This window comes from Paraburkholderia sp. RL17-347-BIC-D, assembly GCF_046027915.1.
Taxonomy (GTDB): Bacteria; Pseudomonadota; Gammaproteobacteria; order Burkholderiales; family Burkholderiaceae; genus Paraburkholderia.
Genome location: NZ_JARESS010000024.1, coordinates 125,705 through 138,661, shown reverse-complemented (window position 1 = coordinate 138,661; position 12,957 = coordinate 125,705). Strand labels below are relative to the sequence as shown.

At 63.3% G+C, this 12,957-nt stretch carries 13 protein-coding genes; 4 read left to right on the top strand and 9 right to left on the bottom strand.

What is annotated here, in order from left to right; all coding sequences use genetic code 11:
* Nucleotides 1–51: 51 nt before the first annotated feature.
* The 3 genes from P0D96_RS28355 to P0D96_RS28345 form a co-directional block, all read right to left on the bottom strand.
* On the bottom strand, nt 52–1,638 hold the full coding sequence (locus tag P0D96_RS28355; RefSeq protein WP_408180071.1) for a GMC family oxidoreductase: 1,587 nt from the start codon (nt 1,636–1,638) through the stop codon (nt 52–54).
* Between the two features lie 130 nt (nt 1,639–1,768).
* A complete protein-coding gene (locus P0D96_RS28350) occupies nt 1,769–2,458 on the bottom strand; it encodes a tat (twin-arginine translocation) pathway signal sequence (protein ID WP_132373720.1) in 690 nt (229 codons plus the stop codon).
* 112 nt (nt 2,459–2,570) lie between these two features.
* Complete coding sequence (locus P0D96_RS28345) at nt 2,571–2,969, bottom strand: VOC family protein (protein ID WP_408180070.1); 399 nt, start codon at nt 2,967–2,969, stop codon at nt 2,571–2,573.
* Nucleotides 2,970–3,326: 357 nt separating this feature from the next.
* Here P0D96_RS28345 and P0D96_RS28340 point away from each other — a divergent pair, with 357 nt between their 5' ends.
* On the top strand, nt 3,327–3,737 hold the full coding sequence (locus P0D96_RS28340) for a DUF2000 family protein (RefSeq protein WP_408316726.1): 411 nt from the start codon (nt 3,327–3,329) through the stop codon (nt 3,735–3,737).
* Between the two features lie 21 nt (nt 3,738–3,758).
* Here P0D96_RS28340 and P0D96_RS28335 read toward each other — a convergent pair whose 3' ends face one another.
* Genes P0D96_RS28335 through P0D96_RS28325 form a run of 3 tightly spaced genes read right to left on the bottom strand, consistent with a single transcriptional unit; the run spans nt 3,759 to nt 6,858 of the window.
* Nucleotides 3,759–4,283, bottom strand: a complete 525-nt coding sequence (locus P0D96_RS28335; RefSeq protein WP_132373717.1) for an Lrp/AsnC family transcriptional regulator — start codon at nt 4,281–4,283, stop codon at nt 3,759–3,761.
* Nucleotides 4,280–5,941 (bottom strand): acyl-CoA synthetase, encoded by a 1,662-nt coding sequence (locus P0D96_RS28330; protein ID WP_408316724.1) that lies wholly within the window; start codon nt 5,939–5,941, stop codon nt 4,280–4,282. Before P0D96_RS28330 ends, P0D96_RS28335 begins: the two co-directional genes overlap by 4 nt.
* Nucleotides 5,938–6,858 carry an SDR family oxidoreductase gene (locus P0D96_RS28325; protein ID WP_408316722.1) on the bottom strand — a complete coding sequence of 307 codons (921 nt, stop codon included), beginning with the start codon at nt 6,856–6,858 and terminating at the stop codon, nt 5,938–5,940. The genes P0D96_RS28330 and P0D96_RS28325 overlap by 4 nt, the downstream gene beginning before the upstream one ends.
* A 207-nt stretch (nt 6,859–7,065) precedes the next feature.
* Between P0D96_RS28325 and P0D96_RS28320 the strand changes: the two genes are divergently transcribed.
* Nucleotides 7,066–7,455: a TetR/AcrR family transcriptional regulator gene (locus P0D96_RS28320; protein ID WP_408316720.1), complete on the top strand. Its 390-nt coding sequence runs from the start codon at nt 7,066–7,068 to the stop codon at nt 7,453–7,455.
* A 71-nt stretch (nt 7,456–7,526) separates the two neighbouring features.
* On the opposite strand, the gene P0D96_RS28315 is transcribed toward P0D96_RS28320, so the two are convergent.
* Nucleotides 7,527–8,405, bottom strand: coding sequence for an alpha/beta fold hydrolase (locus P0D96_RS28315; protein ID WP_408316718.1), 879 nt, complete (start codon nt 8,403–8,405; stop codon nt 7,527–7,529).
* A gap of 94 nt (nt 8,406–8,499) precedes the next feature.
* On the opposite strand from P0D96_RS28315, the gene P0D96_RS28310 reads away from it, so the two are divergent.
* Entirely contained in the window at nt 8,500–9,402 is a 903-nt protein-coding gene (locus P0D96_RS28310) for a LysR family transcriptional regulator (protein WP_408316716.1), read from the top strand.
* A gap of 30 nt (nt 9,403–9,432) precedes the next feature.
* On the opposite strand, the gene P0D96_RS28305 is transcribed toward P0D96_RS28310, so the two are convergent.
* Both P0D96_RS28305 and P0D96_RS28300 read right to left on the bottom strand, forming a co-directional pair.
* Nucleotides 9,433–9,624, bottom strand: a complete 192-nt coding sequence (locus tag P0D96_RS28305; RefSeq protein ID WP_408180063.1) for a hypothetical protein — start codon at nt 9,622–9,624, stop codon at nt 9,433–9,435.
* Nucleotides 9,625–9,711: 87 nt separating this feature from the next.
* Nucleotides 9,712–10,620, bottom strand: a complete 909-nt coding sequence (locus P0D96_RS28300; RefSeq protein ID WP_408180062.1) for a LysR family transcriptional regulator — start codon at nt 10,618–10,620, stop codon at nt 9,712–9,714.
* A 137-nt stretch (nt 10,621–10,757) separates the two neighbouring features.
* Between P0D96_RS28300 and P0D96_RS28295 the strand changes: the two genes are divergently transcribed.
* Entirely contained in the window at nt 10,758–12,878 is a 2,121-nt protein-coding gene (locus tag P0D96_RS28295; RefSeq protein WP_408316714.1) for a 3-hydroxyacyl-CoA dehydrogenase NAD-binding domain-containing protein, read from the top strand.
* The last annotated feature ends 79 nt before the right edge of the window (nt 12,879–12,957 follow it).

Sequence of the window (12,957 nt, the reverse complement as noted above, 5' to 3'; positions counted from 1 at the left end):
ACTCGACAATCGCATCGAACCCGAACGCCGCTCCTGCCCCGTCGAACCGCTTTACACCGTGCGTTTGTTCATCTGCCCCGCGATGTGATCCGCCTGGCGGATCGCCAGCGTGACGATCGTCAAGGTCGGATTTTCCGCCGCTCCGGTGGTGAACTGGCTGCCATCCGAAATGAACAGGTTCGACACCTCGTGCGTCTGGCCGAAGCGGTTGCACACGCCGTCTTCTGCGCGCGCGCTCATGCGGGCGGTGCCGAGGTTGTGCGTGGACGGATACGGCGGCACGCGATATACCGTCTTCGCGCCCGCCGCTTCGTACACCGCGGTGCCCTGCTTGTATGCGTGCTCGCGCATCGCTTCGTCGTTCGGATGATCGTCGAAGTGCACGTTGGCAACCGGTTGGCCGTATTGATCCTTCACGTCCGTATTCAAGGTCACGCGATTGCTCTCGCGCGGCATATCCTCACCGACGATCCACATGCCGGCCGTGTACGCGTATTGATCCATCGCCTGGGCAAATGTCGGACCCCACGCGCCCGGATTGAGAAAGGCCGCGTAAAACGGCAGGCCGAGCGAAACGGTCTCCATGTGGTAACCGCCCGCGAAGCCGCGCTGCGGATTGAACACCGCTTCGTCCTCGATGATGCCGGCCATCGTGGTGCCCTTGAACATATCCACCTTGTCGTTGAACACCGCATACACCGAGCCCGTGGTGTGACGCATGTAGTTGCGGCCCACCTGCCCCGAGCCGTTCGCTAGCCCCTGCGGGAATTTGCTCGAATGTGAGTTCAACAGAAGCCGCGGGGTCTCGATCGAATTGCCGGCCACCGCGACGATACGCGCCTTCTGTCGCTGCAATTTGCCCTTATCATCGTAGTAGAGCACCTCCTTCGCCTTGCCACGCGCATCGGTTTCGATGCGCACCACGTGGGCCTGCGTGCGCAACTCCAGATGCCCAGTCGCCTGCCCGCGCGGCAACTCGGTATAGAGCGTCGACCACTTCGCGCCCGTGCGGCAGCCCTGAAAACAGAAGCCACGCTGGAAGCAATGCGCGCGGTCGTCGCGCACCACGCTATTGATCGCCATGTGGCCGGTATTGCATTCCTTGTAGCCGACCTTCATCGCGCCGGCCGACATCACCTTGAAGTTGTTGTTGCCCGGCAGGCCCGGCAGACCGTTGGTGCGCGTCACGCCCATTTTCTGCGACGCGCGGTCATAGTACGGATCGAGTTCTTCGCGCGTGAGCGGCCAGTCGAGCAGGTTGGCGTCCTTGATATTTCCGTAGGTCGTCTTCACCTTGAACTCGTACGGCTGGATGCGCAGGCTCGCGCCGGCCCAGTGCGCGGTGGTGCCGCCCACAGTCTTGCAGATCCACGCGGGCAGATTCGGAAAGTCCTTGGCGATGCGCCAGGAGCCCGACGTGGTGCGTTTGTCGAGCCATGACAACATCTGGAACGCGCCCCATTCGTCAGTCGTGAAATCGGCCTGCGTATGCAGCTTGCCCGCTTCCAGCACGACGACGTTGATGCCCTTCTGTGCCAGTTCGTTGGCGAGCGTGCCGCCGCCCGCACCCGAACCGATGATCACGACGACCTTGTCGTCGTTGTGCGAAAAACGCACCTTGTTGTTGTCCTGATTCATGTCTTGTCTCCGCTGTCGACCAGAGTTGGCGCTTTAGCGCCTTACTCTGGTCCCATGCACTCGCATCGACCAGAGTTGGCGCTTTAGCGCCTTACTCTGGTCCCATGCACAATGTTTGCCGTCGTGGCGATTAGCTATCCGTCGGGATCGGGCCGCTGGCGGCGGCCGGCGGATTGGGCAGCCACGAGAGACTGTTGAATCCTTTGTTCAGATAGCCGCCGTCGCCTTCCGATGCGCCGTAGCCGAAGTGCGCATACGCCATGGTGTTGGCATACAGCGAGACCACCGCGGTGCTGCGTATCGTGTTGAAGAAGGGTGTGCCCGCGAGCGACGCGACGTCTTTCGCCTGGTCGGAAGGCGTGCGCTTGAGCCAGTCCGAGCCGGCTTGCGCGTCGAGCTGTTTGACGCCGTCCGCGAGTTGCTGGCGCACCGCCGGATCGGCTTTCGCTTTCGCGTCGAGGTCCTTGACCACGAGCGCATAGACCGCGTTGTCGAGCGTGGGGTGCGGATAGAGCTGCCGCGTGAAGGCCAGAATCACTTCGCCCTGATGCGTGTCCAGCCCTTGCAGCTCGAGCGCCCAGGCGCGGCTCGGTGCGAGCGTCGACAACACCGACGAGAACGCCAGCGTGCCCATCAGCACACCCGTGCCTCTCAATAGCTCGCGCCGCGTGAGCGGAATCCGCAACGCGGCCGCGGCCGCCTTCGCCGCGCGATGTTCGTCGCCGGTTTCATGGGAATGTTCATGGGGATGCGCATGCTCATGACCAAGCGCATGACGTGCGTGATCGGACGTGACGATCGGGATGATCGTTGTCTTCATGTCTGTCTCCTTTGTCGACCCGAGTTGGCGCTTTAGTGCCTACTCGGGTCCCATGCAAGGTTGCTTTGTGGGGTATTGCAACTATGCGCGGCGGCCGCCTGGATTGCTTTTACTATTGATAGTGGCCGTAGCGTTCCAGCACTTCGATCTTGTAACCGTCCGGGTCCTGAATGAAAAAGTAACGCGCGAGCAACTCGCCGTTGTCGTTGTGAAACTCGCGCAGATCGTTGGGCGCCATGCCGAGATCGAGCAGACGCTGCCGTTCGCTTTTCGCATCGTCCACGCAAAACGCGACGTGACCGTAGCCGTCGCCATGCGAATACGGTTCCTCGCGGCCTTTGTTCCAGGTGAGTTCTATTTCGGCGTCCGCTTCCGCGTTGCGCAAATAGACGAGCGCGAAGTCCGGAAAGTCGAGCCGGTGCGATACGTCGAAATTGAAAGCCTTTTGATAGAACTGCAGCGAGCGCGGCAGATCGTGTACACGGATCATCGTGTGAATGAGTTTGGCCATCGGTGTCTCCTCCTGTTTGAATCAAGTTTAGGAGGCCGCCCACGCGAGTGGTAATGCACGGCTAAATCGCGCCAGGGACTTGCCCTATGTTGCGGGAGCGTCATTGCGGGGTTTTCGTTCGCGCGTCGACGGCGCAAACAGCGATGAACAGGGCGCCGCGTCAGGTTGCATTGCAGCACGCCTAGCGGTTCAAGCCAGCATGCGCCGAATGGCATTAGGCAAAACCCGACCTCGACGTTGTGCTAACGCGTATCCGGTGAAGCCCGTTCGTTTTTGCCTCGTGGCCATGCACACGCGCCTCGAGTTTCCCTAAGATTCGGTTGGTGTCTTCTTGAATGCTGTGGAGCGTAGTGCGTTATGGAATTCGATACGAAAGTCGCGATCATCGTGCTGGACGATCTCGCTGTCTGGCAAAAGCTCAATGTGACCGCGTTTCTCGCGACGGGAATCGCCGGCGCCGCACCGGAGGCGATGGGTGAGCCGTACGAGGACGCGGCGGGCCGCCGGCACGCGCGTCTGCTCGGCCAGCCGATGATGGTGTATCAGGCGGACAACGCAGGTTTGCTGCGCGCGTTTCGCCAGGGCATCGAACGCGAATTGACGCGCGCCGCGTATGTGCGCGCGATGTTTGCGACCGGCCACGATCAGGCGAACCGCGAGGTGTTCCGCGCCGAACCCGCCGATGCGCCCGACCTCGTCGGCATTGCCGTGCGCGGGCCGAAGAAGGCGGTCGATAAAGCCGTAAAAGGTCTCTCACTGCATGCGTGACACGCCGTGCCGCTCTCGCGTTCAGAGTTCAGGGCTCGGGCCGCGCTCCAGATAGGTGGTCAGCGCGATATAGCTGCGCGTGCCGGTAAAGCCTTCGATCGCATGAATGCGCGCGAGCAGTTGTTCGAGCGATTGCGTATCGCGCGTGCGGACCTTCAGCAGCATGGCACTCTCGCCTGTCACGGTGTGAATCTCCTCGACGTCCGATAGCTCCTGCAGTGCCAGCAGTTGCCGCGTCACCGCCCAGCTCGTGGTATCGACATGTACGAACGCGAGCAATGGACGGTTGAGCCTCGCGGCGTCGAGCGCGGCGACGGTGGCCTTGATCACGCCATCCTTCTTCAACCGCCGGGCGCGTTCGTGGACCGCGGGCGCCGACAGAAACAGCAGTTTGCCCAGTTCGGCGTAAGTCCGCGTGGCGTCTTCGGCGAGCAGCGCGAGCAGCTTGCGGTCGGTGTCGTCGAGCGAGGCCGGGCCCGGTTGGGTGCCCGGCGTCCGGAGCGCCTTGCCGCTGCGAGTCGAGGGTGGACGTGGGCCGGTGCTCATCGTTTTGCGGTGGGATTGTCCCCGTCGTCTCCGAGTCCCTCGCGCAACGCTTTGCGGATCACCTTGCCGGTCGCCGTCAACGGCAGGCTGTCGACAAAGCGGATCTCGCGCGGATATTCATGCGCGGCGAGACGCGTTTTGACATGCTGCTGGATCTCGCGCACGAGCGCCTCGTCGCCGACAAAGCCGGCGTTCAGCACCACGAACGCCATCACGATCTCCGTGCGTTCGCGATCCGGCGCGCCGATCACGGCCGCCATCGAAACAGCCGGATGACGCAGCAACGAATCTTCGATCGAAGCCGGCCCGATTCGATAACCGGCGCTCGTGATCACGTCGTCGCCACGACCGACGAAGCGGATGAAGCCGTCCGCGTCGCGTGTGCCGAGGTCGCCGGTCACCAGAAACTTGCCACGGAATTTCTCGCGCGTCGCCGCCTCGTTGCCCCAGTAGCCAAGGAACATGACCGGATCGGGCGCGGCCACGGCGATATCGCCGATTGCGCCTGGCGGCAGTTCGTTGCCGTCCATATCGACGATGGCGACATGATGCCCCGGCACCGCTCGGCCGATCGCGCCGAAGCACGGCTCGAACAGCGCCGCGCACGACGACAGCACGACGTTGCATTCCGTCTGCCCATAGAACTCGTTGATCGTCACGCCCAGCGCCGTGCGGCCCCAGCCGATCAACTCCTCGCCGAGCGATTCGCCGCCGCTTGCCACCGAGCGCAACGCGAGGTTCCAGCGTTTGGGATGTTCGACTCCGCGCATCATCTTCAGCGCGGTCGGCGGCAAAAACGTGTGCGAGACCGCGTGACGCGCCATCAGATCGAACGCGGACTGACCGTCGAATTTCGCAAAGCGGCGCGCCAACACCGCGACGCCGTGATGCCATGAAGGCAGCAGCACGTCGAACAGGCCGCCGATCCACGCCCAGTCAGCCGGCGTCCACATCAGCGTGGCGTGCGCGGGAAAGCCCTGCTGCGACATCTCGACACCCGGCAGATGACCCAGCAACACGCGATGCCCGTGCAGCGCGCCCTTCGGTTTGCCGGTCGTACCCGATGTATAGATGATGACCGCCGGATCGTCGGCGCCGGTGTCGGCGGGCGTGAAGCTGGCCGATGCGCTGTTCAGCGCCTGCCAGAATGAACGCACGGCTACTTGCGGATCGCCGCTGTCCTGATCGATATCCACGCTGAAGACACTGCGCAATGCCGGCAACGCCGCGCGGATTTCATCGACCTTCTGCACGCCGCCCCGATCCGTAATCAACGCGACCGCACCGCTATCGCCGAGCCGGTGTTCGATCGCGTCGACCCCGAATAGCGCGAAGAGCGGCACGGCCACCATGCCGGCCTTGTAGGCGGCGAGATGCGCGATCGCCGTTTCGATCGATTGCGAGAGGAAGATGCCGACGCGGTCGCCGCGTTGCGCGCCCGCTGCGAGCAGCGCATTGGCGAAGCGGTCGGACAGCGCCTTCAACTGGTCGAACGTATAGCGTGTGGCGTTGCCCTCGGCGTCTTCGTAGATCAGCGCGAGGCGGCCCGAACCGTCGGCCCATTTGTCGCATACGTCGACGCCGATGTTGTAGCGCGCCGGGATGTGCCACGCGAAGTTTGCCGCGAGCGTTTCGTAGGTCTGGCCGTCGAGATTCATCGTGTCTGCTCCTGCAAGCCCGTCGGCGGTTGATAGCGCGGGAAGCCGTTATATTCGATCGTACGCTGCGCTTCAGCGAGCGGCCATGAATGGCGCGCGTTCGGCACACCGCCGTCGACACGGATCACCGTGCCGTTGATGAACGCGGACGCCTCGGACAACAGAAAGACCGCCGCGCTGGCGAGTTCGGATTCGGTGCCGAAGCGCTGCAGCGGAACCTTGTGTTTCAGCGTGCGCAGCAACGCCTGATACTCGTCGTTGTAGCTGTCCATGCCCGCGGACGCAATCCAGCCGGGCGCGACCGCGTTGACTCTGACGCCCGCGTGGCCCCATTCGCATGCGGCCGTTTCCGTGAAGTTCCATACACCGGCGCGCGCCGCGCCTGAATGCCCCATGCCGGGCATGCCGCCCCAGATGTCGGCCAGCATGTTGACGATCGCGCCGCCGTGGTTTTGCATCCATTGGGTATAGCACTCGCGGGACATCAAAAACGTGCCGTGCAGATTGTTGCGCACGACCGCGTCCCAGCCGTTCAAGGAGATCTTTTCGAGCTTGGCGGGGAATTGGCCGCCTGCGCAGTTGAAGAGACCATCCACGCGGCTTAAATCCGTGATGATCGAAGCGATCGTTTCACGGACCTGTTGCTCGTTGCGGATGTCGCAGGAGTAAAGCTTGTGGCCGTTGGCGGAGGACGGATGATCCTCGGCCAGTTCGGCTTGCACTGCTTTCAGCTTGTCCTCGCTTCGGCCGACCAGCGCCAGGGTCGCCCCTAAGGACGCGAGTTCGTGAGCCGTGCATCGGCCGAGCCCGCTGCCTGCGCCGGTGACGATGATCACCTTGCCGGCGAAAAGACCTTCGCGGAAAACTGAACGGTAGCCGTTTGACGGCGGTGAGGTACTCGACGAAGCTGCGGGCATTCGGGTGTCTCCTCCATGTGCTGCGCTTTCGATGTTTTCTGAGTTTAGCTCAAGTTTCATCCGCGCGTTGCGCACGCCTGCAATTTTTGTTTCCTCTACCACGCCATTAGCATTGAAACAATCTTTGAGCCAGACTCAATTCGCGCTCACTCAACGGCCCGCCTATCCCTTTCGATGAACGTCTCCTCCCTCTCCCGTCGCGTGCCCGTGCAGACGCGTTCCGAACAACAACTCAAGGCGATTCTGGAGGCGGCCTGGCTCGTGTTTTCCGAAGTCGGCTTTGCATCGGCCACCTTGACGGAGACTGCCGGGGACGTCGGCGTGTCGCAGGCGACGATCTTCACGTACTTCGCCAGTACGCGCGATCTCTGCGTTCGCGTGCTCGGCAATCGATACGACGAGATCATCAGTCAGGTTGAAAACAAATTGCCGCTGATCGCGGGCACGTGCAACAGGTTCGCGCATTTGGTGCGGATGCACCTCTACCGGCTGACCGTCGACGGCACCGGTTTATGCGCGCTCATTCTTTGCGAAGGGCGCGAGAAGCGCAGGAGGCCGCGTTGCGGCAGTTTCGCAACGAGGTCATCGGGGCGGTGAAGCGGTTCGAGGCGGCGGGTTGGAAGTGAGCGGGCGGCGCTTACGGGTCGACATGATGAATGCACGAGCGGCTAGGACTGCAGAAAGGGAAAGACGCGTTCGAACAGCAACTCGGGCGCTTCCTCAGGAATGTAGTGACCGCACGGCAGCGCTGCGCCGCTCACATGGTCCGCCCATTGCCGCCATTCGGCGAGCGGCTCGAAGCATTGCTCGATCACGCCTTGCGCGCCCCACAGAGCCAGGAATTCGCATTCGATCTTCCGCCCTTCAGCGAGCGACGCGCGGTCATGATCGAGGTCGATTGTGATGCTCGCGCGGTAGTCCTCGCAGATGCCATGCGCGGTGCCGGGGTCGCTCAGACAGCGCAGATACTCGGCGTAGGCCGCGTCGGTGAACGGTGCGAGGCCGGCGCTGCGCGCGCCGATGGTCTGCTTCAGATAGAGATCGGGGTCCGCGCGAATCAGGGTCTCGGGAAACGGCGCGGGACGCACGAGAAAGAACCAGTGCCAGTAAGCGCGCGCGAAGTCGAACGAGGTTTGTTCGTACATCGCGAGTGTCGGCGCGACGTCGAGCGTCACGAGTCGCGTCACCGTCTGCGGATGATCGAGCGCCATGCGAGCGGCCACGCGCCCTCCGCGATCGTGACCGATCACGGCGAAACGGTCGAAACCTTGCGCGCGCATCAGCGCGACCTGATCGGCGGCCATGCGGCGCTTCGAATAGTTGCCGTGATCGTGCGTGCCCTGCGGTTTGCCGCTGTCGCCGTAGCCGCGCAAATCCGCGGCGATCACTGTGAAGTGCTGCGCCAGCGTCGGCGCGACCTTGTGCCAGATCGCGTGGGTCTGCGGATGACCATGCAACAGCAGCAAAGCCGGCCCGTTGCCGCCGCGAATCGCGTTGATGTGGATGCCGTCGACCTCCGCCGACGCGTCTGTGAAATCTGTAAACATCGTTGCCTCCCATGTTTGGATGAAGTCTAATTGATGCCTGCAGCGATATGGTTTCGCCTAAGGCAATCCGGAATTAACTTTTTGGAACGAATCAATGGACGGCTTTTCCGACCTGAATCTGTTCGCGCTGGTGGCTCGCCACCGCAACCTCGCCGCGGCCGCGCGCGAACTCGGCGTCACGCCGCCGTCCATCAGCAAGCGGCTCGCGCAGATCGAACGGCGCCTCGGCGTGCGGCTCGTGAACCGCACCACGCGGCGCGTGAGTCTGACGGCGGAGGGTGAAATTTATCTGACGAATGGCTCGCGCATCCTCGACGACCTTGCCGAACTCGAACAACTGGTCACGCAAAGCCGCGCCGAACCGGCCGGTCTGTTGCGCGTGAATGCGTCGTTCGGCTTCGGACGCGCGCATATCGCCCCGGCGATTTCGCGTTTCAGCGAGCGTTTCCCGTCGATGAAGGTTCAATTGCATCTGACGGACCGGCCGATCAGCTTGCAGGAAGAAGGCTTCGATCTCGGGATTCGTTTCGGCGAAGTGCCGGATGCGCGCATCAACGCGCGCTTGCTGCTGAAGAATCAGCGTGTCGTGTGCGCGTCGCCGGCTTATGTGAAACGGCACGGCGCACCGCTGATGCCGCACGATCTCACGCGCCATGCCTGCCTCGTCTTACGCGAAAACGAATCGGCGTACGGCACGTGGCATCTTTCGCGCGGCAAGAAATCGGAGACGGTGAAGGTGGATGGTCCGTTGAGCAGCAACGACGGCAGCGCGGTGCTGAAGTGGGCGCTCGACGGCCGCGGCGTCGCCGTGCGTTCGGCGTGGGAAATCGCCGGACATCTACGGCGCGGCGAACTGGTACCGCTCTTGACCGAGTGGACGCTGCCGAACGCGGATATTCACGCCGTCTATCTGGAGCGGCACCGTCTGTCGGCCAAACTGAGAACGTTTATCGACTTTCTCGGTGACGAGTTGCGCGAGAGTGTTCAGGCCATGTAGCGTGACGTGGCTTGAAATGACACGTTCGACTCACCCTGCCCGTTTGCTCCGCTGTTGCGCCCGGCTGGCCCGCCAGCGCAAGAGAACGCTGATGAGTGCGGCAAAGGCGGCAGTCGCCGCGTAACCGGCGAGGCGAATCATGTCTTCACTCGGCAAGCGGGAGATCAACAGAACGACTACGGCGAGTGCCAGCACGGCTAGAAGTCCGATGATCCATTTCATCTCTTGTCTCCGCGACCACGGTTGTGAAGTGAAGCGCCGCTGTTTTGCGTAGCATACCTGCGCGAAACACAAGATGAACGTCGTCGTTTACGTGGGCAAACCTCTGCCCGTGCCGTGCGCCTGCTGCAAAATGAAATCGATGAATGTCGATGCTGCGCGCGTGTGATGCCGGTTCGGCATATACAGCATGTACATATGCGTGCCGAAGATGCTCAAGCGCCATTCATCGAGCGCGGTCACCACGTCGCCACGGCGCAGATCGTCCTGCACCACATAGTCCGGCACGAGGCCCACGCCGAGGCCGGCGAGCACTGCCTGGCGCAAGAACAGAAAGTTCTCGGAGATGAGGCTCGGCTCCAGCAGCACTTCATGCCGTTCGTCGCGCAAATAAGCGGCCACGCGTAGCTGCCTGCCGACCACCGCCGCTGTGATCAGCGGCGCCGTGCCGAGGTCGTCGAGGCGCTGCGGCATGCCGTGCCTTTGCGCAAAGTCCGGTGACGCGCACGCCACATACCGCACCGGACCCATGTCTCGCGCGACCAGGTTTTGCGGCGGCTCGGACATCACGCGCACGGCGATATCGACTTCATCGCGCATCAGGTCTTCGACGCGGTTCTCGAACATCACATCCAGCACGATGCCCGGATACAGCCGTTTGAACGCGATCAACCAGTCCGACATGACGAGTTGCCCGTAACCGCTCGGCACGCTCAGCCGCACGCGCCCTTGCAGGCTTTGCCCGAGCGTGGTGACGGACTCGCGCGCGGCAAGCAGCGCATTCTGGATCGTGCGGCCATGTTCGTAGAGCTGCAGGCCGATCTCGGTCGGTTCGACGCGGCGCGTGGTGCGCCTCACCAGTTGCAGCCCGATGGAGCGCTCCAGCTGGTTCAGGTGGTAGCTCACGTTCGCGCGGCTCATTTTCAGCCGGCGCGCGGCTTCGCTGAGATTGCCCGCGTCGAGAATGTCCACCAGCAAGGTCAGGGAATTGACGTCCATGGCGGCACCTTTGTCAAAGAAATTTTGACAGTCTGTCAACCGTCCATGTAATTGTCAATAAACCTTGACCGACCCACAATCGGAACATTCGCCAGACCCGGCATGCCATGCAGCCGATCACAATCAGGAGACGACACATGACCCCCACCCCTTCAGCCGATGTTGTGACGCGCGAATTGCGTGGCAAGGTGCTGCTCGTAACGATCGACCACGCGCCGGTGAACGCGCTTTCAGCCGACGTGCGGCGCGGCCTGCTCGCCGCCGTCGAAGCCGCGGACGCCGACAAGGCCGTGGAAGCCGTGCTGATCGTCGGCGCGGGACGCAATTTCATCGCCGGCGCGGACATTCGCGAGTTCGGCAAGCCGCCGGTGCCACCCTCACTGCCGGACGTGTGCAATCGCATTGAAGCGTGCACGAAGCCGGTGGTCGCCGCGATTCACGGCGCGGTGCTCGGCGGCGGCCTAGAAGTGGCGCTCGCGGCGCATTACCGGATTGCCGTCGACGGCGCGAAGCTCGGCTTGCCCGAAGTGCAACTCGGCCTGTTGCCGGGCGCGGGCGGCACGCAGCGCACGCCGCGTTTGATCGGCGCGCAGGCCGCGCTCGATCTGATCCTGAGCGGCCGTCATGCTAGCGCGAAGGAAGCCCTGACGATCGGTCTGATCGACCGCGTCGGCAGCAGCGACGACATCCTCGCCGAAGGTCTCGCCTACGTGCACGAGTTGCTGGCCGCCCACGCGCCGGCGCGCCGCACGCGTGATGCCGCGGCACTCGGCGATCACGCCGCGAGCCTCGCCGCCGTCGCCACGGCGCGTGCGGAAACCGTGAAGAAATCGCGCGGTCTGTTCTCGCCGCTGAAAATCGTCGACGCTGTCGAGGCCGCCATCGAACAGCCTTTCGACGAGGGTCTGCGGCTTGAACGCAAGCTGTTCCTCGAATGCATCGACAGCCCGCAGCGCGCCGGTCTGATTCACGCGTTTTTTGCCGAGCGCGAAGTGCTCAAGGCGCCGGAAACGCGCGACGCCAAACCGCGCGCGCTGAACACGATCGGCGTGGTGGGCGGCGGCACGATGGGCGCGGGCATCGCCGTCGCGGCGCTCGACGCCGGCCTGCCGGTGACGATCATCGAACGCGACGACGTGTCGCTCGCGCGTGGCCGCGCGCACATCGAGAAAGTCTATGACGGGCTGATCGCCAAAGGCCGCATGAGTGCGGAGAAGAAGGCCGCGCTCATGGCGCGCTGGAGCGGCAGCACGTCGTACGATGCGCTCGCCGACGCCGACCTCGTAATCGAAGCCGTGTTCGAAGACCTCGCGGTCAAACAGGCTGTGTTCGCTGAACTCGATCGCGTCTGCAAAGCGGGCGCGGTGCTCGCGACCAACACGTCGTATCTCGACATCGACGCGATTGCGGCGAGCATTTCGCGTCCCGCCGATGTGATTGGCCTGCACTTCTTCTCGCCCGCCAACATCATGAAGCTGCTGGAAGTGGTGGTGCCGAAGCAGGTCAGCGCCGACGTGGTCGCCACCGCGTTCGAGCTGGCGAAAAAGTTGCGCAAGACGCCGGTGCGCGCGGGCGTGTGCGACGGCTTCATCGGCAACCGTGTGCTGGCCGTGTATCGCAGCGCCGCGGACGCCATGATGGAAGACGGTGCCTCGCCCTATCAGATCGACGCGGCCGTGCGCGCCTTCGGTTTTCCGATGGGACCGTTCCAGGTCGTGGATCTGGCAGGCGGCGACATCGGCTGGGCGGCACGCAAGCGGCGCGCGGCCACGCGCAATCCCGCGGCACGTTATGTGCAAATCTCCGATCGGTTGTGCGAGCGCGGCTGGTTCGGCCAGAAGACCGGGCGCGGGTTCTATCTGTATCCCGAAGGATCGCGCAGCGGCACGCCCGATCCGGAAGTCGAGTCGATCATCGACGCCGAGCGCGCACGCGCCGGAATCACGCCGCGCAGCTTCACCGATGAAGAGATCATGCGCCGCTACATGGCCGCGATGATCAACGAGGGCGCCAACGTCGTGCATGAGCGCATCGCGCTGCGGCCGTTGGACGTCGACGTGACGTTCCTGTACGGCTACGGCTTTCCGCGCTATCGCGGCGGTCCGATGAAGTACGCGGACATGGTCGGCCTGCCGAAAATCCTCGCCGACATCCGTGAGTTCGCCAAGGAAGATCCGCTCTTCTGGCAGCCTTCGCCGCTGCTCGTCGAACTGGTGGAACGCGGCGCCGATTTCGCGAGCCTGAACCAGAGCGTCTGAAACGGCGCATCATCGTCGACGTGCGTCATGATGACCGGCCGCGCCCCGCGCGCCGGTCGCTCAACCCTATCCGGAAGAA

Coding starts and splice junctions, on each gene's coding strand:
- P0D96_RS28355 (WP_408180071.1), bottom strand. CDS start 1,638: ATGAATCAGGACAACAACAAGGTGCGTTTTTCGCACAACGACGACAAG.
- P0D96_RS28350 (WP_132373720.1), bottom strand. CDS start 2,458: ATGAAGACAACGATCATCCCGATCGTCACGTCCGATCACGCACGTCAT.
- P0D96_RS28345 (WP_408180070.1), bottom strand. CDS start 2,969: ATGGCCAAACTCATTCACACGATGATCCGTGTACACGATCTGCCGCGC.
- P0D96_RS28340 (WP_408316726.1), top strand. CDS start 3,327: ATGGAATTCGATACGAAAGTCGCGATCATCGTGCTGGACGATCTCGCT.
- P0D96_RS28335 (WP_132373717.1), bottom strand. CDS start 4,283: ATGAGCACCGGCCCACGTCCACCCTCGACTCGCAGCGGCAAGGCGCTC.
- P0D96_RS28330 (WP_408316724.1), bottom strand. CDS start 5,941: ATGAATCTCGACGGCCAGACCTACGAAACGCTCGCGGCAAACTTCGCG.
- P0D96_RS28325 (WP_408316722.1), bottom strand. CDS start 6,858: ATGCCCGCAGCTTCGTCGAGTACCTCACCGCCGTCAAACGGCTACCGT.
- P0D96_RS28315 (WP_408316718.1), bottom strand. CDS start 8,405: ATGTTTACAGATTTCACAGACGCGTCGGCGGAGGTCGACGGCATCCAC.
- P0D96_RS28310 (WP_408316716.1), top strand. CDS start 8,500: ATGGACGGCTTTTCCGACCTGAATCTGTTCGCGCTGGTGGCTCGCCAC.
- P0D96_RS28305 (WP_408180063.1), bottom strand. CDS start 9,624: ATGAAATGGATCATCGGACTTCTAGCCGTGCTGGCACTCGCCGTAGTC.
- P0D96_RS28300 (WP_408180062.1), bottom strand. CDS start 10,620: ATGGACGTCAATTCCCTGACCTTGCTGGTGGACATTCTCGACGCGGGC.
- P0D96_RS28295 (WP_408316714.1), top strand. CDS start 10,758: ATGACCCCCACCCCTTCAGCCGATGTTGTGACGCGCGAATTGCGTGGC.